This window comes from Levilactobacillus brevis ATCC 14869 = DSM 20054 (genome assembly GCF_001433855.1).
Lineage (GTDB): Bacteria > Bacillota > Bacilli > Lactobacillales > Lactobacillaceae > Levilactobacillus > Levilactobacillus brevis.
This window is the reverse complement of the sequence record NZ_AZCP01000001.1, coordinates 236648-261261: the sequence shown is the minus strand read 5'-3', so window position 1 is coordinate 261261 and position 24614 is coordinate 236648. Positions and strand designations below refer to the sequence as shown.

The following is a 24614-nucleotide window of genomic DNA, read 5'->3' as shown; positions in this document are numbered from 1 at the left end:
TTATTCAATAACAAATAAGCGTAGGGCAAAAGGCACTTAGCTATTCACCACCAGATATTTGAAAACGCAAAAGGGTCTGAGACTTTTGTCCCAGACCCACCTAAGCTTATTGCGTTAACCGCTGAAAATACGCACGCGTTTCCCGTTCGTCTTGCTGTAATTGGTCAACTAGCTCGTCGGCATCAGCGAATTTTATTTCGCCGCGTAAACGATGCTGCCACTCAACTTCCACTGGTTCGCCATATAGGTTCCCTTGAAAGTCTAGCAGATTCATCTCTACCGTAACCGGCCGACCATCCCCAAAGGTCACGTTGCGACCAATTGAGACCATCCCTGGGTACCAAATAGCGCCCACCTTTAGCCGTGCGGTATAAATTCCAATTCCCGGTAGCCATTGATTCTCTGGCGTTAAAATATTAGCCGTGGGATAGCCAATCGTCCTGCCACGCGCCTCGCCATGAACGACCACGCCCGTTGAACGATAAGGATAACCCAGTAACTGATTAGCCAGATCAATGTCGCCTTGCTTCATTGCCTGCCTGATCCGCGTTGAACTTATTTTTTGCTGATCTTGGGCTTCTTGAGCCACCGTTTCGACCGTGAAACGGCCCTTAGCATAATCAGCTAAGCGGTCCATCGTCGCCACATCTTTCTTACCATAGGTGTGATCAAAACCAGCGACAGCAACCACCGTATGGAAGGCCACTAAATAATGATCAACGAACTCTTGTGGCGACTGCGACGCGAATTCACCCGTATAGTTCACTAAAAAGACCCGTTCAACCCCTAATCGTTCCAACTGTTGGAGCTTTCTGGTTGGGGTACTTAAATATTTTCGATCATCTGCTTCCAATGGCCGATAGACCAAGGCTGGATGATGATCGTAAGTTAACACTGCCAGTTTAGCCTGTCTTTCTTGCGCCAACGCCTTGGCTCGCGCAATCACCGCTTGATGCCCCCGGTGAACCCCATCAAAGAAGCCCATCGCCAATACGACAGGTTCATCTGGAATCCGCCGGGCATCTAAGGGATGGTGTATACGAATAACGTCCATAAAGAATTTCTCTCCTCAGTTTAATTCACCGCAAACATTTTTAATGGTCGATACTGCTTTTTCTCATCTGACCAGCGGTACAAACACTTGGTTTCACCTTGATAAGTTAAGGCCAATTCTGGTTCCGTGGCCTGATTTAACTCCGCCGCTGATAAAAAGACCCCATTTTTCACGAGTGCCCACAAGTGCTCATCAAGGGCAACATGGGGATAGTCTTGCAAGGCGTAGTCAATCGGCCGCAAAATACGTTCAATCTGGTCATCAGCCATTGCGGCTTCAACGTCGGCCAACGTGACCGTCTGTGACAAAGTAAAGCCACCACTTTTTAGACGCGTCAAAGTAGCCATGACGGCTGGCACGCCTAATTGCTGGCCAAGGTCCACCGCTAGTGTCCGGACATAGGTCCCCTTAGAACAGGCGATTTCAAAATCAATCGTTTGGGTCCCCGCTGTTGCATCGAAGGTTCCGGCGCCTTGCAGGTCGAATCGATCCACCGTAATCGTACGGGTTGGTCGCTCGACCGTTTCACCAGCACGCGCATACTCGTACAATTTACGTCCATTCACTTTCACTGCAGAATACATGGGCGGTGTTTGTTGAATTGTTCCCGTCAGTGCTTGGGCAGCCGCAGCCACCTGATCAGCAGTGAACGGCCGTTCAAGTGGCTGTCGCTCGATCACGTCACCATCCAAGTCCTCAGTTGTCGTGGCCAATCCTAGTGTGACTGACCCGCGATACACCTTACCGGACGCCATCAAATACGGCACCACTTTCGTTGCCGAACCAATGCAAATGGGCAACACCCCATCCACACTTGGATCGAGGGTCCCACTATGACCAACCTTTTTAGTCTGCAAGATGTGACGCAATTTTGCGACACAATCGAAGCTGGTAAGTCCTCGCTCTTTGTACAACGGAATAATCCCGTTCATTTTTGACGCCTCCTAAACCTTTACCGTTATAAAAAGACGCTGATCCAGCTAGATCAGCGTCTTCATGTTCCCATTACCAATTAGTCTTGGTGATGAAGATCATTCAACAATTCATCGATCCGGCTACCATACCGAACAGATCCATCCTGTTCAAACGTCAACTCAGGCGTCTTGTAGATACTTAACCGTGAGCCCAACTCAGAACGAATCAATCCGGTGGCCTTCTTTAACCCTGCCGCCGTTTTTTCAGCAGAAGAGGCTTTGTCCGATAAAATGCTGTAGTAAATCGTTGCCTGTTGCAAGTCACCTGTGACTTCCACACCGGTAACGGTCACGCCTTCGACCCGTGGATCGCGGACGCGCTTTAGTAAAATATCCGTAACTTCCCGTTGGATTTCTTGTTCCAACCGGCCAACTCGATATTGTGCCATTGCTGGTTGCCTCCGAACTTTATTTAACCGGAACTTCCTTCATCACGTAGGCTTCGATAACGTCGCCCACCTTGACATCGTTATAGTTCTCGATCGTCAAACCTAATTCATAACCCATCTTCACTTGCTTAACATCATCTTTGAAACGCTTCAGGCTACCCAACTTACCTTCATAAATGACAACGCCATCACGAATCAAGCGTACATCACTTTCAGAGGTCACGTAACCTTCCGTTACCATCCCACCGACAATGGTACCAACCTTAGACGCATGGAAGATATCCTTAACTTCAACTTCTCCGATAATTTCTTCTTCGTAAGTTGGTTCAAGTAACCCTTTCATCGCCGTTTCAATTTCATCAATAGCGTTGTAGATCACGTTGTGTAAGCGAATATCCACTTTGTCACTATCAGCTTGTGCCCGGGCCTGTGGTGTTGGCCGTACGTTAAAACCAATAATGATGGCATCAGAAGCTTCTGCCAAAGTGACATCACTTTCATTGATTGCCCCAACGGCCGAATGAATGATGTTGACCCGAACACCGGATACATCAATCTTCTTCAAGCTCCCAGCCAAGGCTTCAACGGAACCTTGAACATCCGCCTTAATAATCACGTCAACTTCTTTCATTTCACCTTCCTTAAGGGAATCAAAGAGGTTATCCAACGTGACGTGACTCGTGTTCCGACGTTCTTTGACCAAGGCTTCCTTGGCCCGTTCTTCACCAGCCGCCCGAGCCGTCTTTTCATCATCAAAGACGACAAAGCGATCCCCAGCTTCTGGGACGTCATTCAAACCGGTAATTTCAACGGGTGTTGACGGCGTAGCATCCTTAATCCGACGACCCCGTTCGTTAACCATAGTCCGTACACGGCCAAAGGTATTCCCGACAACAATGGGGTCACCAACATGAAGGGTTCCTTGTTGAACCAACAGAGTGGCAACAGACCCCTTACCTTGATCCAACCGGGCTTCGATCACAGACCCAACCCCATTTTGCTTAGGGTTAGCCTTTAATTCCAACACGTCAGACTGCAACAGAATCATATCTAATAATTCGTCGATGTTCTTACCAAACTTCGCCGAGATTTCAACAAAGATGGTATCGCCACCCCAGTCTTCTGGAATCAATTCGTATTCCGTTAATTGTTCCATCACATGGTTCGGGTTAGCCCCTGGCTTATCAATCTTGTTGACCGCCACAATAATTGGCGTGCCTGCGGCTTTCGCATGGTGAATGGCTTCGATAGTCTGTGGCATCACACCATCATCGGCAGCGACAACCAAGACCGTAATATCGGTAATTTCAGCCCCACGTGCCCGCATTTCAGTAAAGGCCGCATGTCCTGGCGTATCCAAGAAGGTAATGACCTTATCATTATAGTGCACTTGATAGGCCCCAATAGCCTGGGTAATCCCACCAGCTTCACCATCCGTGATGTGTGAGTGCCGGAGGTGATCCAACAACGTTGTCTTCCCATGGTCAACGTGTCCCATGATGGTCACAACTGGTGCTCGTGGTGCTTCAAAGTCTTTATTAGCCATTTCCGCATCGAAGAACTTATCGATGTCGGTCACGTCAACTTCAACCTTTTCTTGCGCCTGAATGCCATAGTCATCGGCTAAGATTTCAATCGTGTCCTTATCCAAGGATTGGTTTTGATTAACCATCACGCCAAGCATAAAGAGCTTCTTAACAATTTCAGCCGAAGAACGGTGTAAAATCTTAGCTAAATCTTGGGCATTCATCCCGTCAGTATAAACTAAGACTTCTGGTAATGCCTTATTCTTCCGTTCTGGCGCACCCTTATGCTGGTTCGTGTCTTTAATCCGTTGGTTCTTCTTGTATCGGTTATTATTGTTATTATTACGGCGGCGATTGTTGCGGTTATTGCGGCTATTACGGCCACCACGACTGTTTGAATTGTTGCTATTACGCCGGCCGTTGCTATTATTCGTATTATTATTCAAGCTTCCACCAAATCTGCCAGTACCGGAATGTTGTTGCTCATGCTGACGATTCCCGGTTTGGCCGTTATTTTTATTATTGTTGTTACGTTGTGTTTGATTAGCAGGTTTTCCTGCTGGTTTTTGTGCTGTTGTTTGTGTCCGCGCAGTCCCTTGCGATTTTTCTCGCCGAGGCTGTTGCGCCTTGCGTTGCGGTTGTGCTGACGCAGCCGATTGTTCATGACTGGTCTTAGCCTGTGGCTTAAAAGCCTCCCGTAACTGACGTTCTTCGTTCTCGCCGAGCGTTGACATGTGATTTTTCACCGGAAAGCCTTTTTCTTCAGCCTTTGCGATGATTTGTTTACTGGAGACATTAATTTCTTTGGCGAGTTCATAAATTCGCTTTTTCCCCATATCTTCACACTCCTTTATCTTTCACCGAGCGCGAGAACGTCAGGCGGCTACGCGAGTAACTGTTGTAACTTCCGGGCAAATCCCGCGTCGGTAGTGGCAATGACCGTGCGCGCGGCACCAATTGCCGTGCTCAACTGGTCCTTAGAAAACGATTCATTCAATTCAACGTGATAGCTCGTTGTTTTATCGCGGAACTGTTTTTGATTACTTTGACCCGCGTCACTAGCCAGTAAGACCAGCTTCGCCGAGCCGTCCCGCACAGCGGCTAACACAAAGGATTCACCCGTCACTAACTTACCAGCTCGACGGACAAGTCCTAATAATTGTAAAGCACGTTCAGAATTAGTCATGGTCAAATAATTCCCGCCGTGCTTGCTGATGATCAACGTACGCTATTAAATCATCGTAGAATTGATCATCGATTTTAAGACTAAAAGCGTGGTCAAAAGTCCGCTCCTTTTTAGCCCGTTTTGCGATTTCAACATCGAGGCTAATGTAAGCTCCCCGGCCAGATTGCTTCCCAGTCGGATCAATGCTGACTTCTTGATCTTGGTTCCGAACAACCCGAACCAATTGCTTTTTGGGTGCCATTTCACCCGTTACGATGTCTTTACGCATCGGGATTTTTCGCTGTTTCATGGGCTTAACCCTCCTTGGACTGTTCGCTACTCAGCTGATTCGTCACTCGCCACATCCGTCGTTGCATCATTGACTGGCGTTTCTTCGCTAGTGGTATCGTCAGCAACTGTTTCTGCGGGTTCAGTGGCATCTTCCTCGCTAACAGTAGCACCAGTTGTTGCTTCATCAGCAGCCTGGTCAGCTTCCATTATAGCAGATGCTTCGGATTCTGATTTAATATCGATCTTATAACCGGTTAACTTAGCAGCCAAGCGGGCATTTTGTCCCCGTTTACCAATCGCCAATGACAACTGGTAATCTGGCACGATGACTTCACAAGCACGCTCGTTGTTCGGGTCAAAGATCACATCTAAAACTTCCGCTGGATTCAACGCATTGGCAATGAACTTGGCTTCATCATCAGTCCACTCGACAATGTCCATGTTTTCGCCGCCTAGTTCATTAACAATCGTTTGAACCCGTTGCCCCCGTGGACCAACACTTGTTCCCACTGGGTCAATATCTGGATTATTAGAACGAACTGCCACCTTGGCTCTGTCGCCAGCTTCACGCGCAATAGCCATAATTTCAACGGTCCCGTCATAAATTTCCGGAACTTCTTGTTCAAACAACCGCTTTAACAAGTCTGCGTGAGTTCGGCTAACAAAGACTTGGGGACCCTTCGTCGCATTTTCCACCCGCGTTACGTATACTTTAACCCGGTCATGAATCCGATAGGTTTCGTTAGGCATTTGATCCTGACGACCCATAACGGCCTCAACCTTGCCTAAACTCACATAGACAAACCGTGAATCTTGACGTTCAACCTCACCAGTGACGATTTCATTTTCGTATTGGCTGTATTGATTGTAAATGATATTACGTTCGGCTTCTCGTACCCGTTGTAAAATCACTTGCTTAGCCGTCTGAGCGGCAATTCGGCCAAAATTCTTGGGAGTGACTTCAAACTTAATGTCATCGCCCAATTCATAGCCCTTGTTGATCGTCAAAGCTTCGTCTAAACCAACTTCCAAACGTGAGTCATATACTTGATCGACCACTTTTTTGACCGCATAAACGTGAATATCACCCTTACGTTGATCGAATTCGACCTCAACATTTTGGGCCTGGTCATAGTTACGCTTGTAAGCAGAAACTAATGCGGCTTCCAAAGCATCGATCACAACTTGCTTGTCGATACCTTTTTCCGTTTCGAGTACATCTAAGGCACCCAATAATTCTTTACTCATGTTCTGTTTCGCTCCTTATTTAGTTAGAACTTGATGGCTAACCGAGCTTGGGCAACGGCATCGCGAGGAATCGTTAAGGTCTTGATGCGCCCTTTGAGATTCACTTCTAAATCCAGGCTATCCGCTGTTAATGACAACAACGTACCTTCATAAACTTTACTGTTACCAATCTTTTGGTACAACGACACGTGAATATAATCACCCACGGCCTTTTCAAAGTCGGCTGGCTTCTTCAAAGGACGTTCTGCGCCGGGTGAAGAAACCTCTAAGAAATAAGCTTGAGGAATGGGATCAGGATCTAAAGCGTCCATCTTCTCAGACACTTCATCACTAACCAACGCACATTCCTCGATATTAATGCCTCCGGGTTTATCAATGTAGAGCCGCAGGTACCAACTCTTGCCTTCCTTGACAAATTCAACGTCAACTAATTCAAACTGATGCTGCGCCACAATCGGCTGGGCTAAGGCCGTCACGGTCTCGACGACAGTACTCAAAGAATTCCGCCTCCTACATTTTTCCATTAAAAAGAGTGAGCAATGACTGCTCACTCATTTAAAAACGAGTTTAACTACAAACACCACTCTACTACAGTTTCACCGCGATTGCAACTGTTTGACCACTTATGACTCGGCAGTCACTAAGAGTAAAATAAAACCAACAATTGTGATAAATTCAAAAACCAGAAAATTCAGCCGGGTCGTTGCCATATTTCGCAAACTAATCGCCTTAATTACGGTTAACACAAAGGCCGCCAGAAAGTACGCAATGACTAATGCCAAAAACGGTGCTGATACGACCGTGGCCAGTGTCCCAAACAAAATGTAGCCCAGACCAATCAAACAATAACCTGCTAGAAAAATCCACCCATCTGGTAACCGTACGAACCGCCGTAACATGGTGAACACCCGCTTTCGCTAGAGTTTATTTCTGGTTCTCATTTCCACAGCCTAAGTATACCATATTTTGTCGGGTTTGTAAGCGCTTACTACGCATCTTTAAAACCAGCCCAAGACGTGGGTCTTGGGCTGGTTTTACGTTCTAACTATCTGGTATTAAAATATCCAGCCAGTTAGCCAATTTCAAGTATACCGTTACCTTACATTAAGTCATCAAACAAGCTGAGTTGATTTTCGTCTGGCAAACCGGCTAATACACCGTTTTCTGTCATAAAATCAATCAATGTTTTTGAGACCTTACCCCGCTTGGCCAAATCTTCTTTAGAGATAAATGGCCGATCATTACGCGCCGCCACAATTTGCTTCGCCACGTTTAATCCTAACCCAGGTGCTGCTTTGAACGGTGCAATTAACGTATCCCCATCGATAATCCAATCAGCAGCGTCGGACTTTTCCAAATCAATCATCTTGAACTTAAAGCCCCGCTCAAGCATTTCATTAGCCAATTCCAGTACTGTCAACAGATTTTTATCTTTGGCAGACGCGTCCATCCCTTGATCGTTGATCGCTTTCATGGCGGCTTTGACAGCTGTCTTTCCTTGCGACATCGCCACAACATCAAAATCATCGGCCCGCACAGAGAAGTAAGCCGCGTAATAGATAATTGGGAAATAGACCTTGAAATACGCCACCCGCAACGCCATCAAAACGTAAGCAGCCGCATGGGCCCGGGGGAACATGTACTTGATCTTCAAACAAGAATCAATGTACCAGTCCGGACAGTCGGTGGCTTTCATTTTTTCTTGCCACTCGTCGGGAATTCCCCGGCCCTTCCGCACGTGTTCCATCACTTGGAATGACGTTTCAGAATCCAACCCGAAGTTAATCAAGTCGGTCATAATGTTATCCCGACAACCAATCACGTTAGCAATCGTTGCCGTTCCGTTCTTGATGAGCTCTTCAGCATTGCCTAACCACACATCAGTTCCGTGAGAAAGTCCGGAAATTTGCAGTAGCTGCGAATAATTTTGGGGATGCGTTTCCTCTAACATCCCCCGCACGAACCGCGTCCCAAATTCAGGAACACCTAACGTTCCGGTCTTCGATTGAATTTGTTCCGGCGTAACCCCCAGCGAATCTGTCCCGGAGAATAACCCCATCACACCGGGATCATCCATGGGAATCGTCGTTGGATCAACACCTGAAAGATCTTGTAAGGTCCGAATCATGGTTGGATCATCATGCCCTAAAATATCGATTTTCAAAATATTATCATGGATCGAATGGAAATCAAAGTGGGTCGTTTGCCAAGCTGCCGATTGGTCGTCAGCCGGGTACTGAATCGGTGTGAAATCAAAGATATCCATATAATCTGGCACAACAATAATCCCCGCTGGATGTTGCCCAGTCGTTCGTTTGACCCCAGTAGCCCCTTTGGCTAGCCGATCAATCTCAGCGCCGCGGAAGGTTTGCTCAGTATCTCGCTCATAAGCCTTCACATAGCCGTAAGCCGTCTTGTCGGCCACGGTACCAATCGTTCCGGCCCGGTACACATTCTTTTCACCAAACAATACTTTCGTATAGTTATGGGCAATCGGTTGATAGTCCCCGGAGAAGTTCAAATCAATATCCGGAACCTTATTCCCCTTAAAACCTAAGAACGTTTCAAACGGAATGTTATGGCCGTCGCCAATCATCAGTGTGCCACATTCAGGACAATCTTTTTCAGGCAAATCATACCCTGAGCTATATTCCCCTTTGGTATAGAAGTGCGAATACTGGCACTTTGGACACCGATAATGTGGCGGTAAAGGATTGACCTCAGTAATTCCGGTTAACGTCGCAACCAGACTGGACCCCACAGACCCCCGTGACCCAACTAAGTAACCATCCTTATTGGACTTGGCTACCAGCCGTTGCGCAATCAGGTAAATAACAGAGAACCCGTTACCAATAATTGACTTAAGTTCACGGTCCACTCGATGCTGAACCAGTTCGGGTAAAGGATCGCCATACATCGCGTGTGCCGTATCCATCGTCCGTTGCCGAATTTCATCTTCGGCCCCTTCCATTCGCGGTGTGTACAGCTTATCTTTTAACGGATGAACTTCATCGATGTCATCAGCAATCTTTTGCGTATTGGTTACAACAATTTCTTTAGCCGTCTCTTCGCCCAAGTAAGCAAAATCGGTTAACATCTCGTCAGTCGTCATAAAATGGACGTCTGGCAACTCTTGCCGATTCAATGGATTGGCGCCACCTTGCGAATGAATCAGAATTTTACGGTAAATATAATCATCGGGATTTAAGAAGTGAACATCCCCCGTCGCAACCACCGGTTTGTTTAAATCATGACCAAGTTTCACCATGTTACGCACGATTTCTTCCATATTTTCCCGATCGGCGATAAGTCCTGACTCAATCAACGGTTGATAGGCAGCTGAGGGCTGAACCTCAAGGTAATCGTAGAATTTAGCTTTAGCGGCCGCTTCTACTTGACCTTTTTGCATCATCGCCGTAAAGACTTCTCCCGACGAACAGGCGGAACCAACGATGATTCCCTCTCGATACTCCTCTAGAACACTGCGAGGGACCCGTGGCACCCGATAATAGTAGTCAACGTTAGAAGCCGACACCAATTTAAACATGTTTTTAAGCCCCGCTTGGGTCTTAGCTAACAGAATCGCGTGATTCGGTCGGGCATGCTTATAAGCATCATTATCAGTCATATGATCGTTTAACTGGTCATGATATTGAATGTCATAACGGTCCTCGGCATCCTTTAAGAATAGATAATTCAAATGTCCAGTGGATTCCGCATCATACACGGCCCGGTGATGGTGCTCCAAGCTGACATGGAAACGTTTAGCCAATGTATTTAGTCGATAACTCTTTAACGTTGGGTACAAGAAACGTGCCAACGTTAAGGTATCAATGATTGGGTTGCTAATCTCTGCCATTCCGTGACGTTGGTACCCGGTATTCATGAACCCCACGTCAAACGTGACGTTATGCCCAACGATAATTGCATCACCACAGAACTCACGGAAAAGTTTGAAGACCTCTTCTTCAGATTTGGACCCGGCCACCATATCATCGGTGATACTCGTTAAGTTGGTCGTCTGTTCCGACAGTGGGAAGCCCGGGTCAATGAATTCTTCGAACTGATCAACCACGTTTTGATGCTCCATTTTGACCGCTGATAATTCAATCACTTTGTCATAAATGGCAGATAACCCGGTCGTTTCCACGTCAAAGACCACATAGGTCGCCCCATCTAAGGGAACGTGCGCACTGTTATACCCGATAGGTACACCGTCATCCACCAAGTTGGCTTCGACCCCATAAAGCATTTTAATACCGGCCTTAGCCGCCGAATTAAACGCCGCTGGGAACCCTTGAACATCGGCATGGTCCGTGATTGCCAGTGCCGGCATTCCCCACTTTTTAGCTTGCTTGACGTAATCGCCAATGGGATTCGTCGCATCCATTTGGCTCATGCTGGTATGCAAATGCAGTTCCACCCGTTTTTCTCCTTCGGGTGCCGTGTCTTGCCGACTAGCATGTTTCACCTGATTGATATCATAGGCATTTAACGCTAAATCATGCATATACGTGTCTTCCTGAACGTTCCCCCGGACTTTGACCCAACTACCTTCTTCAACACCGGCAAATTGCGCCTCATCCTCAGCCCCACGCGAGAACTTTTTCACCGCAAAAGACGAGGTGTAGTCAGTAATTTTTAGTGTCAATAGCTGGCGTCCCGAGCGTAGCTTCCGAACTTCTTTTTCAAAAACATAGCCTTCCACAACGACTGACCGTTCTTCTTGGGTGATGTCAATCATCTTAGTGACTGGCTGATCCCCCTTAATGGCCTTACCAATCTGGGTTGGCCCTTCAGCAGCTGGCGTATCCCCTTGTGATTGGCGTTTCTGGTTAGCCTTTTCAATCGCCGCAGCGGCCTGTTGCGCCAGTTGCGCATCCGTCTTTTCTTGCCGCGCTTTGAATTCATCAATTTTGGCCTGAGATTTAGATTCGTCAATCATCACATGAATATTGAACTTCGGAAATCCCGCACGACGGTAAGCCGATTCAATCGGCCCTAGTGCCTGATTGCTCAAGAAGTCTTTAACCACTTCATTTTGGGCATAGAGTAAGACCCGATTGTTCTCATCTAACTCTGGTACTTGCGACTGACAAAGCTCCTGAATCAAATTACTGGTCAGTCCACTATTCTTAACGATCCACTCCCAGTAGTCACCCAGTAACCGGTTGGTTAACTCTGGCTGGTCCACTTCAATGGTCGCCTCAACCGTCGCAATTTCCCGGAAAGCGACCTGTAAATGATTGTGAAAGTCTACAAACGCCGTAAAAGGCAACATGCTTGGTAATTTCAATAAAAATTGCCAGCGACGCGATTGTTCATGTACGGTTAAACGATCCACCGTGGCCGTTTGGAAGTAAGGCTGATCGGCTTCACTAGTCAAATCTAATTGTTGTAGTAGCTTTTCAAATAAAGCATGGCGATCTTCGTCCACAATTAAACTCCTTTCGTCTGGCTAAAAGAGGCCAGGACGTTTGTCCCGACCTCTCATATCCACAACTCATAATTGCTAAACGACATTAACAGCTAGTCAATGTCTTTAAAGAGAATTTCAACGGTGCTAGCAACTTCGTCTTTAATCACTTCGACGGTTTCACCAGTTTTCCGAATTTTAATTTCGACAATCCCTTCACCAGCTTTTTTACCGATAGTGATTCGAACTGGAATCCCCATCAAATCAGAATCAGCGAACTTAACGCCAGGTCGTTCCTTTCGATCATCCGTTAAGATGCGGTAACCCTTAGCCGTTAATTGTTCTTCTAACTCACTGGTCAGCTGTGCCTGGTCAGCCTTCTTCAAGTTGACCGGAACTAAATGAATATCAAATGGTGCAATATTCCGGGGCCAAACCAAGCCCTTGTCATCAGCTTGTTGTTCAGCAATGGCTGATAAGAGTCGACTAACTCCAATACCATACGATCCCATCACAACGGGCTTTTGACGGCCGCCTTCATCAAGCACTGTCGCACCCAAGGCATCGGAATACCGGGTCCCCAGCTTAAAGATATGGCCAATCTCAATCCCCTTAGTAAACTTCAAGACACCGGAACCGTCTGGTGATAAATCCCCCGGCTGAACTTCACGAAGATCAGCAAACGCATCTACCCGGAAGTCACGGTCGAGGTTGGCATTAAGGTAGTGGTGCTCATCTTCGTCAGCACCAACAGCCACGTTAACCATGTCGCCCACGTATTGGTCAGCCAAAATTTTAACATCTTCACTGACACCAACAGGTCCCAATGAACCGAAGTTTGCGCCTAAATACTTCTGTGCGTCTTCTGGTGTTGCTGGATTCAAGAAATCAGCATTTAAATAGTTCTTTAGTTTCGTTTCATTAACTTCATGATCGCCACGAACCAAGACCATTACTGGTTGGTCATCCGCGACGTAAAGCATACTCTTGACTAACGTCGCTGGTTTAACGTCTAAGAATTCGGCCAATTCGGCAATACTATGGACACCTGGTGTGGCAATCTTTTCGAGATCAGCCAGTTGGGCATGTGATTTTTTGCTAACGAAGAGACTCTTAGCCATCTCCAAGTTAGCCGCGTAGTCTGACGAATCAGAATAAACGATGGTATCTTCACCAACAGGGGCAATTGCAGAGAATTCCTTAGAATCCTTACCACCCATAGCACCACCATCACCAACAATGGCCCGATAGTTTAAACCAATCCGATCAAAGATGTTTTCATAAGCCTGCTCCATCTGGTTATAAATCCGATCAAGATCTTCATCACTCAAAGAAAATGAATAAGCATCTTTCATAATAAATTCGCGGCCGCGTAACAACCCATAACGTGGTCGATCTTCATCCCGATACTTAGGCTGGATTTGGTACATCACCAGTGGTAGTCGCTTGTACGACTTAATCGCGTCACGAACCAACATGGTAAACGTCTCTTCATGAGTCGGTGCCAAAATAAAATCACTGTCGTGCCGATTCTTAAATTTAAACAAGTTGGGACCGTACGTTTCATACCGACCGGACTCCTGCCATAGTGATGCTGGCAATACAGCTGGCATCAGCATTTCAACGGCATTGATTTTTTCCATTTCCTCACGAATGATCGTTTCAATGTTCGTCAACACCCGAAATGCCAGCGGTAGGTAAGCATACATACCGGCGGTAACCTGGCGAATGTACCCGGCACGTAGCATCATCTGATGGCTCAGAGCTTCGGCGTCATTCGGTACTTCCTTTAACGTCGGAATGAGTAGTTGTGATTGTTTCATAGTCAAATAGTCCCTTCTCGTAATAACCGAATTCCTTAATGAATAAAGTAGCGTTCAATATCATTCCACGTCACCAGTAGCATGAGCAGAACTAAGAACCCCACACCAATCAACGTAATTGCGGCTTCCACGTTTTCTGAAAGCGGCTTACGCCGAATAGCTTCAATAAAGTTTAATAATATTTTACCACCATCCAAGGCTGGAATTGGCAGTAAGTTCACAATTGCCAAATTAATTGATAAAAAGGCTAAGAAATTCAACACGCCAACCAAGCCAAACTTGGTTGCCTGTGAGGTTGTGGCAAAAATGGCGACTGGTCCGCCTAAATCGTTCAAACTAAAGTGACCAGAAACCATGTGCCACAAAGCCCCAAACAACGCTTTGGTCATCGTCCACGTCTGTGTAAATCCAGAAGCTAAGATGGCCCCAATGCTCTTATCTTGGGCTTGCGTGATCCCAATCATTCCCACCGTCTTACCGTTAGAAGTTTCACCTTTAGGTGTCACCGTAATATGTTTGGTTGTCGATCCCCTTTGAATCGTCAGCGTTGTTTTCTTGTTAGCCAATGGCTGAATCGCTGTACTAAGATCAGTCCAGCTGGTGGTCTTTCGACCATTGACTGCCGTAATCTTATCGTTGGTCTTCACGCCGGCTTGTTTCGCCACTGATACCGGTGAATCAGCTACTTGAACCTGATTCGTGCCCATTGAAACGCCCCCCTGGGCAAAGGACATCAACATAAAGGTGACAATCGCTAATAAGATATTGTTCATCGGCCCAGCGAAATTCGTCATCAATCGCCGGCCTAACGATGCCGACTGAAATTGAACGTCCTTAGGGGCAATTTGCAGTTCCGTACCATCGCTTTCAATCACCGTGGCATCGTGAGCAACCGCATAACGCTTAATGGCACTCTCGTCACCATTTTCATAGCCCTCAATCCACAATTCATTCTCTAGATCTGTTGCGGTAACTTCTAACGGAATACCGTTAAATAACGTGGATTTTTTGCTGGTATTGATTCGTTCAACCTTTTCGTCAATGCCCACGTACAAGCTGACTGGCGTTCCCGGTTTCAGCTCTTCTTCGTCATCTTCGGCACCCGCCATTCGGACGTAACCGCCCACTGGCAATAACCGTAGTGTGTAGGTCGTGCCATCTTTGCCACGATGGTAAACCAATTTTGGCCCCATCCCAATCGAGAATTCACGGACGAGAATGCCGCCTCGCTTGGCAAAGTAAAAATGCCCGAATTCATGGACAATGACCAAAATCCCAAAGACAATGATAAAGGTAATAATCGTTGTAATCACAGATGTCGTCCCTTCTTCAGTCGTGAGTAGCCTGCGCTTTTTATCTGCTCCCTAGCATACCCTAGGACCCCAGACGACGCAAGTCAGCAGCCGCGCTAAATCAATCCAAACAAATGGATAACCGGTAATACCAGTAAGAGGCTATCAAACCGATCTAAGATACCACCGTGACCGGGCAAAATCTTCCCAGAATCTTTCACACCGTAGTACCGTTTAAGTGCCGATTCAACCAAGTCGCCAAATTGACCAACCACAGAAAAGATCAGCGTCAAAATAATCATAATCCCTAGGCTAAAGTGCCCAATTGGGAAGAAATACCAAAACACGCTCCCCACAATCGTGGCCACTAGTGACCCACCAATGGAACCTTCCCACGTCTTATTAGGACTAATGTGCGGCGCTAATTTATGTTTACCTAACTTCCGGCCAATCATGTAGGCACCAGAATCTGTCGTCCACACGATGAACAGCGCGTATAACAGAGCTACCAAGCTAATCGCCCGGGCGGCAATAAAGAAATGAAAACCGACCCCAATGTAAAGCATACTTAATGTAATCACACCAGCATCGTCAAAGGAGAAGCGATTTCGCGATACCACCGTTCGCATCAGGAGCAATAAGATAAATAAATAAACAATATACCAAGGCTTCAAGTAACTTGGTAGCAGTTCACCCCACCAACTCTGAGGCGCAATCACTGCCAAAATACCAATGCCGGAAATGATGGCTTCCGGGCTTACCAATAACTTCTTACGCATAATCAAAACTTCTGATAATGCCACTAATCCTAAGGCAAATGCCGCAATGTCTACCCAAATACCGCCCGCAACGATAATCGGAATAAAGATAATTAACGCCACAACTGCCGTAATAACCCGTTGTCTCATGTTAAAAACTCCTCAATAAAATTATTTCTCCGTGTCAGGAGTCAGTCCACCGTATCGCCGGTGTCGCTGTTGATACTCATAAATTGCCGTTTCTAGGGCCGTTTGATCAAAATCAGGCCAGTGCTGCTGCATAAAGACAAATTCGCTGTAGGCGACCTGCCAGAGCATGAAATTAGACAAACGTTTCTCCCCACTCGTTCGGATCAACAAATCCGGGTCGCGAAGTTCACCTAAATCCGCCGTCATCAATTGTCGATCAAACGTTGTCTCATCAATTTCTGCTGGATCTAGTTGACCACTTTGAACTTGCTGAGCAACGTGTTGAACCGCCGTCACCAATTCAGCTCGCCCACCATAATTTAGCGCAAAGTTCAGAACCATCCCTGTACAATGCCGCGTATCTGCAATAGCATCAGCCACCGCCTTTTGTGTCGCAGCCGGTAATTGATCCGTATAGCCCATGACCTTCACGCGAATATTATTTTTAATCAAATCAGGCACAAACGTCCCAAAGAAATCCACTGGTAATTTCATGAGGTAATTCACTTCTGCATTGGGTCGCTTCCAATTTTCGGTTGAAAACGCATAGAGTGTTAATACCTTAACGCCCAGGTGACTGGCAGCCTTCGCCACCGTCTTCACAGTATTCATCCCCTGTTTGTGTCCGGCAATCCGGGGCAAATGCCGTTGCTGAGCCCACCGACCATTACCATCCATGATGATGGCAATGTGGGCGGGAATGTTGGCTTCGTCTAATTGATGTTCCGCGACTTCGCCAGTCGTTTGATCTTTACTAAAAAATGAAAACACGGCGCACCTCCATTGGTCTTTACAACCATTCATCATAACAAAAAAAGGACCGGGAAACTATCCCGGCCCCCAAATTGAGCGAAAACTTTAGTTTTTGAACGGCTACTCAATTAACCGCCATTCGCCGCGTTTCGCATCAGCCAAGGTGCCGAAGTAGCTCAACAAGTTGTTGGCATCATCTGCACTTACTTGACCCAACAGGTTCAAGCCTTCACCCGTTGGCAGTGGGTCCGACAAATCGGTAATCTCATTACCATTTTCAATCGTGGCCTTTGAGAACGCCACGATCCAGTCATCACCGATCAATTGTGTTACCACAAAGAAGAGGTTGAAATCATCGCTAACGAACGCTGGCTGCGCATAAACGCCTTCTTGAATTTCTTCCAATTCAGCGCCATTATAGTTCAAGATTGAGACATTTTCAGCGTTAACTGGATTATTCAACCGAAAAACCATCTTGCCAAATTCTTTAGAACCGGGGGTAATTTCAATATTATCTTGGTTGTTTTGCTTGTCTTCTGCCATTTTCAGCACTCCTTGTCTAGTTGAGCTTAGTCAGTCAACACTTCTTGTTCCTTCTCGGCCGCGATAGCATCTACACCTTTAATGGCCTTATCCGTCACTTTTTGAACTTGGTCTTCTAAGTTATGCAGGTCATCATCCGTATAGTCACCATTCTTGTGACCCTTTTTGATGTTATCCATGGCTTCTCGACGAACGTTTCGAACGGCAACCTTGCCTTCTTCTGCCTTAGCTTTAACTTGCTTAGCAATTTCCTTACGCCGTTCCTCAGTCAGTTGTGGGACAACGAGTCGGATGGCCGTCCCATCGTTAGCTGGTGTAATCCCCACATCGGATTCCAAAATACCCTTTTCAATGTCTTCTAGTGCTGACTTGTCATAAGGCGTCACCATTAAAATCCGTGGTTCCGGAATCGTAATTGAGGCCACTTGGTTCAATGGTGTTTGTGCACCGTAGTACTCAACCATCACCCGATTTAAGATGCTGGCGTTAGCCCGACCAGCCCGAATAGATCCCAATTCGCGCTTTAAGGCCTCTTCTGCCTTTGTCATTTTTGCTTGTGCTGTTTCAATAATCTGATCAGCCATTATTATTTACCCCTAACTGTCGTTCCAATATTTTCGCCTTCAACGACTTTCCGGATATTCCCGCTCTCATTTAAATTGAAAACGACAAACGGAATGTCATTATCCATAGAAAGTGAACTTGCCGTTGTATCCATGACGTTCAAGCCCTTATTGATGATATCAAGTTGCGTTAGTTGATCAAATTTCACTGCTGCTGGATCTTTCTTAGGATCAGCAGAGTAAATGCCATCAACACCATTTTTCGCCATTAAGATCGCATCAGCATTGATTTCAGCTGCCCGTAACGCAGCAGTCGTATCCGTAGAGAAGTACGGGGAACCCGTTCCTCCGGCAAAAATAACCACGCGTTCTTTTTCTAAGTGCCGAATCGCTTTGCGTCGAATATAAGGCTCTGCAATTTGCCGCATTTCAATAGAAGTTTGCACCCGCGTTGGTACACCAATTGACTCCAAATTGTCCTGTAAGGCCAACGCATTCATAATGGTTGCCAACATTCCGATGTAATCAGCTTGGGCACGTTCCATACCCATTTGGGCACCAGCTTCACCGCGCCACATGTTGCCACCACCAACCACAATCGCAATCTGAATGCCCAGGTTATAAACATCCTTGACTTCTTCTGCGACGGTCTTGATGACTGGCGGATTAATGCCAAACCCTTTGTCACCGGCCAAAGCCTCACCACTGAGTTTTAGCATAATCCGTTTATACTTTACGTCCGCCATTGTGTTTCCTCCTATTGTATTCTGACAATAATTCTATCATAAACCCCGGGCTAGTGATAGTCAGGGGTTAGGAAAACCGCCTATTTTGTCAAATTGCTAACAAAAAAGCGTAGTTTCCCAACGGAAACCTACGCTTTTCTGACAAATTAGCCGTTGATTTGGTCTTGAACTTCTTTTGCCAAGTCAGCAACTGGCTTTTCGATACCTTCACCAACTTCGTAACGAACAAAGGTCACTAACTTACCACCCTTGCTAGCAACAAATTGGCTCACTGTCTGATCGCCATCCTTAACGAATGGTTGGTCAGCTAAGCTGATTTCTGACAAGAACTTGTGTAGGCGACCTTCGACCATCTTTTCGACGATCTTTTCAGGCTTGCCTTCATTCAAAGCTTCTTGCTTCAATACTTCACGTTCGTGATCCAACCGTTCAGCTGGAATGTCATCGCGAGAAACAAATTCTGGGTTGATAGCTGCAACGTGCATGGCAACGTCCTTAGCCGTCGCTTCATCAGCGCCATCTAAGACAACAACAGCGGCGATTTGACCACCTTGGTGCAAGTATGAACCGAATACTTGGCCATCGGTCTTCTTAACAACAGCAAAACGACGTAATTGCACGTTTTCACTAGTAACTTGTGTCGTCTTCACAATAGCATCGTTGATGGTTGACCCATCAGCCGTCGTCAAGGCCAAAGCAGCATCTAAGTCAGCAGGTTGCTTTTCAGCAATCGTGTCAGCAATCGTATCAACCAAGGCGTTGAACGTATCGTTAGTTGCCACGAAGTCTGTTTCTGAGTTCACTTCGATAATAGCTGCTGTGTTACCGTCTTCTTTAACTCGAGCCAAACCGTTAGCCGCAACATTGCCGCTCTTCTTCTTGGCCTTAGCAATTCCTTTTTCACGCAAGAAATCAATTGCTTTGTCCATGTCGCCTTCAGAAGCAACCAAAGCCTTCTTTGCGTCCATCATCCCAACTTGAGTTTTGTCACGTAATTCCTTAACTTGTGCTGCCGTGATTTTGCTTGCCATAGTGTAATGGCCTCCTTTTATTGATTCGTCTAAAACATCAAAAAAGACTGACTCAATCTCAGGCCATTATCGGTCCTAAACATTAAGCCAGCCTAAGGTGCTTTAAATCTTATATTTGGAAAGTGTCAGTACTGACACCTTGCATTTAATTACTTGTTGTCGCCTTCAACCGCGTTAACGATATCTTCCATTGAGTTGTCAGCGGTCTTCTTGTCGCCTTCAGCGGCTTCAGACTTTTGACCTTCAAAGGTCTTTTCGTCAACTTGGTCTTCACCCTGACGGCCTTCAACGATTGCATCAGCCATCTTTGAAGTGATCAAACGAACGGCACGGATAGCGTCATCGTTAGATGGGATAACCACGTCAATTTCGTCTGGGTCAGTGTTCGTATCAACCATCGCAACAATCGGAATGTTCAACTTTTGTGCTTCGTGAACAGCGATTTGTTCCTTACGAGGGTCAACGATAAACATAACGTCAGGTAACTTAGGCATATCTTCGATACCGCCCAAGAAGCGTTCCAACTTGTCTTGAGACTTCTTCAGCAAGGAAACTTCCTTCTTAGGAAGAACATCAAACGTGCCATCAGTTGCCATCTTCTTCAAGCTCTTCAGACGCTTGATCCGAGTTTGGATGGTTTCCCAGTTAGTCAAAGTCCCACCTAACCAACGGTGGTTAACGTAGTATTGACCTGCACGAGTTGCTTCTTCTTCGATAGAGTCTTGTGCTTGCTTCTTTGTCCCAACAAACAGAACAACGGCGCCCTTAGCAGCTTCGTCCTTCATGTAGTTGTAAGCAGCATCGATTAACTTCACCGTCTTTTGTAAGTCGATGATGTAGATACCGTTACGTTCCGTAAAGATGTATTGCTTCATCTTAGGGTTCCAACGACGGGTTTGGTGACCAAAGTGGACACCGGCTTCGAGCAGTTGTTTCATTGAAATAACAGCCATGATAAAATGCCTCCAAATAGTTTTTGATTTCCTCCCCCGAGATCGCACGATCGAAGAACTCGCAAGCGAGCACCCCTTCAATCATCACTCGAGGTGTGAATTGGCGCATACGCACCGAAAGTTATTATACAAAATGCCAGGAGCGAACACAAGCTAAATCCGCACTTTTTTGCATTAAATTGGCTTTTTTCTGGTAATGTGGTAAACTGCTATGGATTTAACCGAGGAGGAAACGCAATGATAAAAGCGGTCGTCTTTGATGTCGATGACACGCTCTATGATCAACGGGCGCCGTTTGCGGCAGCCTTAAAGTCACTTATGCCAACGGTTGACGCTGATATTAATCAACTTTTCCAAGCTTATCGTTGCCAGAGTGCTAGCGTCTACGCCAAAGTAGCTGCTGGTCACTGGTCTCATGAAGAAATGGCCGTTAAGCGGCTCAATCACGCGTTACACCAGCAAGGATTAGCCCCTGTCAGTACAGAAGCAGCGGTTGATTTTGAACGAGCCTACGCAACTGGCTTGCAGCGCATCCAATTATTCCCTGGCTTACCAACTGCCTTAGATCAGCTTAAAGATCAATTCCAATTGGGAATCATTACCAATGGTAAAACGCAACACCAGTTAGACAAGGTGATGCAGTTACAGATGCATCGATGGATTGACCGCGAGGCAATTATCACATCTGAGGAAGTGGGTCTGGCGAAACCTGATCCACAGATTTTCACCCTCATGAATCATCGGCTCAACTTACGAGCCAGTGAAGTGGCCTACGTTGGCGATTGTTACGGTATGGATGTCAAGGGTGCTAAGCAAGCTGGTTGGCATGCCTTTTGGTTTAACCACCGTAATTTAGAAACGCCAGACGGCGATTGGATTCCCGATCAAACGGTTGGCGATTCGCTTGAGCTTCAAGATCTTCTACTGGCGCTTACCGCCGTGGCTGAATGCTCATAGAACTGATGAATGTGCCAGAACATGGCATAATCGTCTATGCCGCAACATCTAATCATAAAAACAAAAAATCGGTACCTTCAGTTGCAACAAACGCTGAAGGTACCGATTTTTTGGTTGTAATTTAGTCGAACGAGACTTCGTTTTCAGCCTGACCCGTTTCAATCAATTGTTTATTGTTATTTAAAGCAAATTGCACCATGTTCTTAACCGCCGTCTTGGTATAAAAAGCAATGTGCGGCGTCACTAAAACATTTTCACGCTTCATCAAATTCTTGAGCCGTTCATCTGGGATGGCATCAAAGTTCTTAAAGTCGGCGTTAAAGATTCCCACTTCGTCCTCATAAACATCAAGGGCCGCACCCGCAACCTTGCCACTATCCAAGGCCCGAATTAACGCATCGGTATCAATTAAGGCACCACGGGCGGGGTTCAAAATCCACACGCCATCCTTCATTTTAGCAAAGGCCGCATCATCTAGCATATGGTCATTATCCTTAGTTGCAGGGGCATGTAAGGAGATGACATCGGCTTGGGCATACAATTCATCCAAGGTATCGACATAAATGCCTTGCTTTTCTAATTCCGGATTGTGGAAAACATCGTAAGCAATGACTTTTGCACCAAAGCCTTGGTAAATACGCATGGCCGCACGTCCAATTCGACCCGTAGCTACAATACCAACCGTCATCTGATTTAATTCATCGGCGATATCTGGTGCCCAAGTCAAATCTCCTTGTGCCTGTTTACGGTCAAATGTGGGTGTCCGCCGCAACAGCCGCATCAACTGAGTCACCGTTAATTCAGCAATTGCCGCCGGTGAATAGGCTGGCACGTTGGTCACCTTGAACCCATTTCGTTTGACCGCATCAGCATCCACATTATCCACCCCAACGTTCCGTAGGGATAGGTTCGTCACACCGTTAGCTGCCAATTGATCCAACACGGCCGCTGTATAAGGCTTTTGTTGGTAGACTACTGCCCCGTCATAGCCTTTAGCCAAGTCGACGGTCTGTTCATCTAACAGTTCCGCAACCGCTTTGACTTCGATGCCTTGGTCCTTAGACCATTGTTCTAAGTAAGGTTGTTCGTCGTCACGAATGCCATAAGCAATAATTTTCACAGTAAGTTCCTCCTCAAATTAATCTTTGAACATGTTCCACGTTCTACCCGTTAGTTTAACATAAGTCAATACCATATGACGTGTTAAATGCTTACGCCATGATTGGCTAGGAAGGTGACCTTCTTTTGTCGACTTTGATGCTTAAACGCCCACTCAGCGTGTAAGGCATCATGTTTATTATCGAAGGCCTCACTATACAGAACCTTCAACGGGCGATGAACCCGAGTATATTTAGCCCCTTTACCCGCTAGATGCGTGGCAAAACGCTTCGCCACATCAGTGGTAAAACCACCATATAAGGACTGATCTGCACATAACAGAACATAAAAATAATACTGCTTAGGCTCGTCCATACAGCAACGCCTCCACTTCAGGTGTGTAATGTCCCTGTGCGTCATAAACCGTCAGTGGTTCCATAAACCGTAAGCCACCTGTCTTACCGTCCTTAATGGCTTCAACCAATACCATATTGGCTTCCTTGTGCGGTTTAGGATAAACTAACCGAACTTTTTTCGGTGCCAACCGATTTTCAGAAAACAATTGAAATAGCTGACCCAACCGATCCGGCCGATGCACAAAGTAGGCCTTGCCAGTCATTTTTAACAACCCACTCGTTGTCGCAACAACGGTTGCTAAATCAGTCGCAATCTCGTGGCGGGCGATGGCCAAATACTGATTCGGGTTCTTTTGACTATCCGGCAAATCCGCAAAGTATGGTGGATTACACGTCACAACATCAACTGAATCCTTGGGAATCCATTGCGTAACGTCCGCTAAATCCCCTTCATAGACGCTCAAACGATCGCTCAGTTGATTCAGTTCAATGCTCCGCCGTGCCATATCTGCTAACCGTGGTTGAATTTCAACTTCAGCAATCTGACCGTGCGTTTGGTGACTCATGAATAAGCCGACTGCCCCATTACCAGCGCATAAATCAACTGTTTGACTGGTGGCTCTGATCGGTAACTTCGCAAAGTCCGCGAGCAAAACCGCATCCAGTGAAAAGGCAAATACCTCTGGGCTTTGAATGATTTTAATATCTTGACTATAGAGTTGATCGATTCGTTCATCGGGGTTTAATTGCATCCCCACCACATCCTTTTCCCAATAAGATCACTTGCAACTAGCCGTTTTTTTTTGCATACTAGATAAAATAGTACCATGTGAGAGGAGTGCACCACATGTTTTATCGTTTTTTACGCGGGGTTGTTTGTACCATCTTGTACCTCGTTAACGGGCGCGCACGCTACGTTAATCAAGATAACCTACCTGAAGGGCCTTACGTTCTCGTTGGTCCTCACCGGACTTGGTTTGATCCAGTCTACTTTGCCATGGCGGCCTATCCCCGTAAATTTAGTTTTATGGCTAAAGAAGAATTATTTCAAAACCCCATTTTCCGATGGTTGTTGAAACATGTCAATGGTTTTCCAGTAAATCGTGACCATCCGGGGCCTTCTGCCATCAAAACACCTGTGCGCATTCTGCGCCAAGGTGATCTATCCCTAATTATGTTTCCTTCGGGATCTCGTCACTCAAATGAATTAAAGGGTGGCGCGGCCGTTATTGCTAAGATGGCTGGCGTTCCCCTGGTTCCCGCTGTGTATCAGGGCCCCCTCACGTTCAAGCAATTATTTACCCGCAAGCCCGTGACCATCGCATTTGGCAAACCAATTGCGATTGATCGCAAACTGAAGCTTAATGAAGAAGGCCAAGCACAGATTGAACAACAAATGCAAGCTGCCTTTGACCAATTAGATCGTGAAATTGACCCAACTTTTCATTACGTTGACGTCACTGAGAAAAAAGACGCGCATACAGATTAA

24 protein-coding genes are annotated in these 24614 nt (G+C 46.3%); 2 read left to right on the top strand and 22 right to left on the bottom strand.

What is annotated here, in order from left to right:
- Window positions 1-106 precede the first annotated feature (106 nt).
- The 19 genes from ribF to rpsB all read right to left on the bottom strand — a co-directional run bounded on the left by ribF (window position 107) and on the right by rpsB (window position 20714).
- Complete coding sequence (gene ribF, locus FC61_RS01465) at window positions 107-1054, bottom strand: riboflavin biosynthesis protein RibF (RefSeq protein ID WP_021741173.1); 948 nt, start codon at window positions 1052-1054, stop codon at window positions 107-109.
- A 20-nt stretch (window positions 1055-1074) separates the two neighbouring features.
- Window positions 1075-1986 carry a tRNA pseudouridine(55) synthase TruB gene (gene truB / locus FC61_RS01460; RefSeq protein ID WP_021741172.1) on the bottom strand — a complete coding sequence of 304 codons (912 nt, stop codon included), beginning with the start codon at window positions 1984-1986 and terminating at the stop codon, window positions 1075-1077.
- 80 nt (window positions 1987-2066) lie between these two features.
- Complete coding sequence (gene rbfA / locus FC61_RS01455; RefSeq protein ID WP_011668009.1) at window positions 2067-2417, bottom strand: 30S ribosome-binding factor RbfA; 351 nt, start codon at window positions 2415-2417, stop codon at window positions 2067-2069.
- Between the two features lie 19 nt (window positions 2418-2436).
- Window positions 2437-4779: a translation initiation factor IF-2 gene (gene infB, locus FC61_RS01450; RefSeq protein WP_021741171.1), complete on the bottom strand. Its 2343-nt coding sequence runs from the start codon at window positions 4777-4779 to the stop codon at window positions 2437-2439.
- Between the two features lie 47 nt (window positions 4780-4826).
- Entirely contained in the window at window positions 4827-5129 is a 303-nt protein-coding gene (locus tag FC61_RS01445; protein WP_021741170.1) for a L7Ae/L30e/S12e/Gadd45 family ribosomal protein, read from the bottom strand.
- Complete coding sequence (gene rnpM / locus FC61_RS01440; protein ID WP_011668012.1) at window positions 5122-5418, bottom strand: RNase P modulator RnpM; 297 nt, start codon at window positions 5416-5418, stop codon at window positions 5122-5124. The genes FC61_RS01445 and rnpM overlap by 8 nt, the downstream gene beginning before the upstream one ends.
- A gap of 26 nt (window positions 5419-5444) precedes the next feature.
- The gene (nusA, locus tag FC61_RS01435; RefSeq protein ID WP_021741169.1) at window positions 5445-6647 is read right to left on the bottom strand and encodes a transcription termination factor NusA; all 1203 of its coding nucleotides are present in this window, start codon (window positions 6645-6647) and stop codon (window positions 5445-5447) included.
- Window positions 6648-6670: 23 nt separating this feature from the next.
- Window positions 6671-7144, bottom strand: coding sequence for a ribosome maturation factor RimP (gene rimP, locus FC61_RS01430; RefSeq protein WP_011668014.1), 474 nt, complete (start codon window positions 7142-7144; stop codon window positions 6671-6673).
- A gap of 126 nt (window positions 7145-7270) precedes the next feature.
- The gene (locus FC61_RS01425; RefSeq protein ID WP_011668015.1) at window positions 7271-7546 is read right to left on the bottom strand and encodes a hypothetical protein; all 276 of its coding nucleotides are present in this window, start codon (window positions 7544-7546) and stop codon (window positions 7271-7273) included.
- A gap of 200 nt (window positions 7547-7746) precedes the next feature.
- Window positions 7747-12084 carry a PolC-type DNA polymerase III gene (locus FC61_RS01420; RefSeq protein WP_021741167.1) on the bottom strand — a complete coding sequence of 1446 codons (4338 nt, stop codon included), beginning with the start codon at window positions 12082-12084 and terminating at the stop codon, window positions 7747-7749.
- Between the two features lie 92 nt (window positions 12085-12176).
- Window positions 12177-13886, bottom strand: coding sequence for a proline--tRNA ligase (locus tag FC61_RS01415; RefSeq protein WP_021741166.1), 1710 nt, complete (start codon window positions 13884-13886; stop codon window positions 12177-12179).
- Between the two features lie 35 nt (window positions 13887-13921).
- On the bottom strand, window positions 13922-15199 hold the full coding sequence (gene rseP / locus FC61_RS01410) for an RIP metalloprotease RseP (protein WP_021741165.1): 1278 nt from the start codon (window positions 15197-15199) through the stop codon (window positions 13922-13924).
- A 95-nt stretch (window positions 15200-15294) separates the two neighbouring features.
- Window positions 15295-16086 (bottom strand): phosphatidate cytidylyltransferase, encoded by a 792-nt coding sequence (locus tag FC61_RS01405; protein WP_021741164.1) that lies wholly within the window; start codon window positions 16084-16086, stop codon window positions 15295-15297.
- 21 nt (window positions 16087-16107) lie between these two features.
- Window positions 16108-16896 carry an isoprenyl transferase gene (locus FC61_RS01400; protein ID WP_039104486.1) on the bottom strand — a complete coding sequence of 263 codons (789 nt, stop codon included), beginning with the start codon at window positions 16894-16896 and terminating at the stop codon, window positions 16108-16110.
- Window positions 16897-16998: 102 nt separating this feature from the next.
- Complete coding sequence (locus tag FC61_RS01395) at window positions 16999-17421, bottom strand: hypothetical protein (protein WP_011668021.1); 423 nt, start codon at window positions 17419-17421, stop codon at window positions 16999-17001.
- 26 nt (window positions 17422-17447) lie between these two features.
- The gene (gene frr / locus FC61_RS01390; RefSeq protein WP_021741162.1) at window positions 17448-18005 is read right to left on the bottom strand and encodes a ribosome recycling factor; all 558 of its coding nucleotides are present in this window, start codon (window positions 18003-18005) and stop codon (window positions 17448-17450) included.
- 2 nt (window positions 18006-18007) lie between these two features.
- Complete coding sequence (pyrH, locus tag FC61_RS01385) at window positions 18008-18730, bottom strand: UMP kinase (protein ID WP_011668022.1); 723 nt, start codon at window positions 18728-18730, stop codon at window positions 18008-18010.
- A 146-nt stretch (window positions 18731-18876) separates the two neighbouring features.
- A complete protein-coding gene (tsf, locus tag FC61_RS01380; RefSeq protein ID WP_011668023.1) occupies window positions 18877-19761 on the bottom strand; it encodes a translation elongation factor Ts in 885 nt (294 codons plus the stop codon).
- Window positions 19762-19910: 149 nt separating this feature from the next.
- Window positions 19911-20714 carry a 30S ribosomal protein S2 gene (gene rpsB / locus FC61_RS01375; RefSeq protein WP_011668024.1) on the bottom strand — a complete coding sequence of 268 codons (804 nt, stop codon included), beginning with the start codon at window positions 20712-20714 and terminating at the stop codon, window positions 19911-19913.
- Window positions 20715-20951: 237 nt separating this feature from the next.
- Here rpsB and FC61_RS01370 point away from each other — a divergent pair, with 237 nt between their 5' ends.
- Window positions 20952-21671, top strand: coding sequence for an HAD family hydrolase (locus FC61_RS01370; protein ID WP_021741161.1), 720 nt, complete (start codon window positions 20952-20954; stop codon window positions 21669-21671).
- 121 nt (window positions 21672-21792) lie between these two features.
- On the opposite strand, the gene FC61_RS01365 is transcribed toward FC61_RS01370, so the two are convergent.
- From FC61_RS01365 to FC61_RS01355, 3 genes are all read right to left on the bottom strand, one after another.
- Complete coding sequence (locus tag FC61_RS01365) at window positions 21793-22791, bottom strand: D-2-hydroxyacid dehydrogenase (protein WP_021741159.1); 999 nt, start codon at window positions 22789-22791, stop codon at window positions 21793-21795.
- Between the two features lie 83 nt (window positions 22792-22874).
- Window positions 22875-23144 carry a GIY-YIG nuclease family protein gene (locus tag FC61_RS01360; protein ID WP_021741158.1) on the bottom strand — a complete coding sequence of 90 codons (270 nt, stop codon included), beginning with the start codon at window positions 23142-23144 and terminating at the stop codon, window positions 22875-22877.
- Window positions 23131-23886, bottom strand: coding sequence for a tRNA1(Val) (adenine(37)-N6)-methyltransferase (locus FC61_RS01355; protein WP_176552866.1), 756 nt, complete (start codon window positions 23884-23886; stop codon window positions 23131-23133). Before FC61_RS01355 ends, FC61_RS01360 begins: the two co-directional genes overlap by 14 nt.
- Before the next feature lie 86 nt (window positions 23887-23972).
- On the opposite strand from FC61_RS01355, the gene FC61_RS01350 reads away from it, so the two are divergent.
- Complete coding sequence (locus FC61_RS01350) at window positions 23973-24614, top strand: lysophospholipid acyltransferase family protein (protein WP_021741156.1); 642 nt, start codon at window positions 23973-23975, stop codon at window positions 24612-24614.

Bases quoted from the DNA above. Each gene is read 5' to 3' on its own strand.
- ribF (WP_021741173.1), bottom strand. From the start codon at position 1,054: ATGGACGTTATTCGTATACACCATCCCTTAGATGCCCGGCGGATTCCA.
- truB (WP_021741172.1), bottom strand. From the start codon at position 1,986: ATGAACGGGATTATTCCGTTGTACAAAGAGCGAGGACTTACCAGCTTC.
- rbfA (WP_011668009.1), bottom strand. From the start codon at position 2,417: ATGGCACAATATCGAGTTGGCCGGTTGGAACAAGAAATCCAACGGGAA.
- infB (WP_021741171.1), bottom strand. From the start codon at position 4,779: ATGGGGAAAAAGCGAATTTATGAACTCGCCAAAGAAATTAATGTCTCC.
- FC61_RS01445 (WP_021741170.1), bottom strand. From the start codon at position 5,129: ATGACTAATTCTGAACGTGCTTTACAATTATTAGGACTTGTCCGTCGA.
- rnpM (WP_011668012.1), bottom strand. From the start codon at position 5,418: ATGAAACAGCGAAAAATCCCGATGCGTAAAGACATCGTAACGGGTGAA.
- nusA (WP_021741169.1), bottom strand. From the start codon at position 6,647: ATGAGTAAAGAATTATTGGGTGCCTTAGATGTACTCGAAACGGAAAAA.
- FC61_RS01425 (WP_011668015.1), bottom strand. From the start codon at position 7,546: ATGTTACGGCGGTTCGTACGGTTACCAGATGGGTGGATTTTTCTAGCA.
- FC61_RS01415 (WP_021741166.1), bottom strand. From the start codon at position 13,886: ATGAAACAATCACAACTACTCATTCCGACGTTAAAGGAAGTACCGAAT.
- FC61_RS01405 (WP_021741164.1), bottom strand. From the start codon at position 16,086: ATGAGACAACGGGTTATTACGGCAGTTGTGGCGTTAATTATCTTTATT.
- FC61_RS01395 (WP_011668021.1), bottom strand. From the start codon at position 17,421: ATGGCAGAAGACAAGCAAAACAACCAAGATAATATTGAAATTACCCCC.
- frr (WP_021741162.1), bottom strand. From the start codon at position 18,005: ATGGCTGATCAGATTATTGAAACAGCACAAGCAAAAATGACAAAGGCA.
- pyrH (WP_011668022.1), bottom strand. From the start codon at position 18,730: ATGGCGGACGTAAAGTATAAACGGATTATGCTAAAACTCAGTGGTGAG.
- tsf (WP_011668023.1), bottom strand. From the start codon at position 19,761: ATGGCAAGCAAAATCACGGCAGCACAAGTTAAGGAATTACGTGACAAA.
- rpsB (WP_011668024.1), bottom strand. From the start codon at position 20,714: ATGGCTGTTATTTCAATGAAACAACTGCTCGAAGCCGGTGTCCACTTT.
- FC61_RS01370 (WP_021741161.1), top strand. From the start codon at position 20,952: ATGATAAAAGCGGTCGTCTTTGATGTCGATGACACGCTCTATGATCAA.
- FC61_RS01360 (WP_021741158.1), bottom strand. From the start codon at position 23,144: ATGGACGAGCCTAAGCAGTATTATTTTTATGTTCTGTTATGTGCAGAT.
- FC61_RS01350 (WP_021741156.1), top strand. From the start codon at position 23,973: ATGTTTTATCGTTTTTTACGCGGGGTTGTTTGTACCATCTTGTACCTC.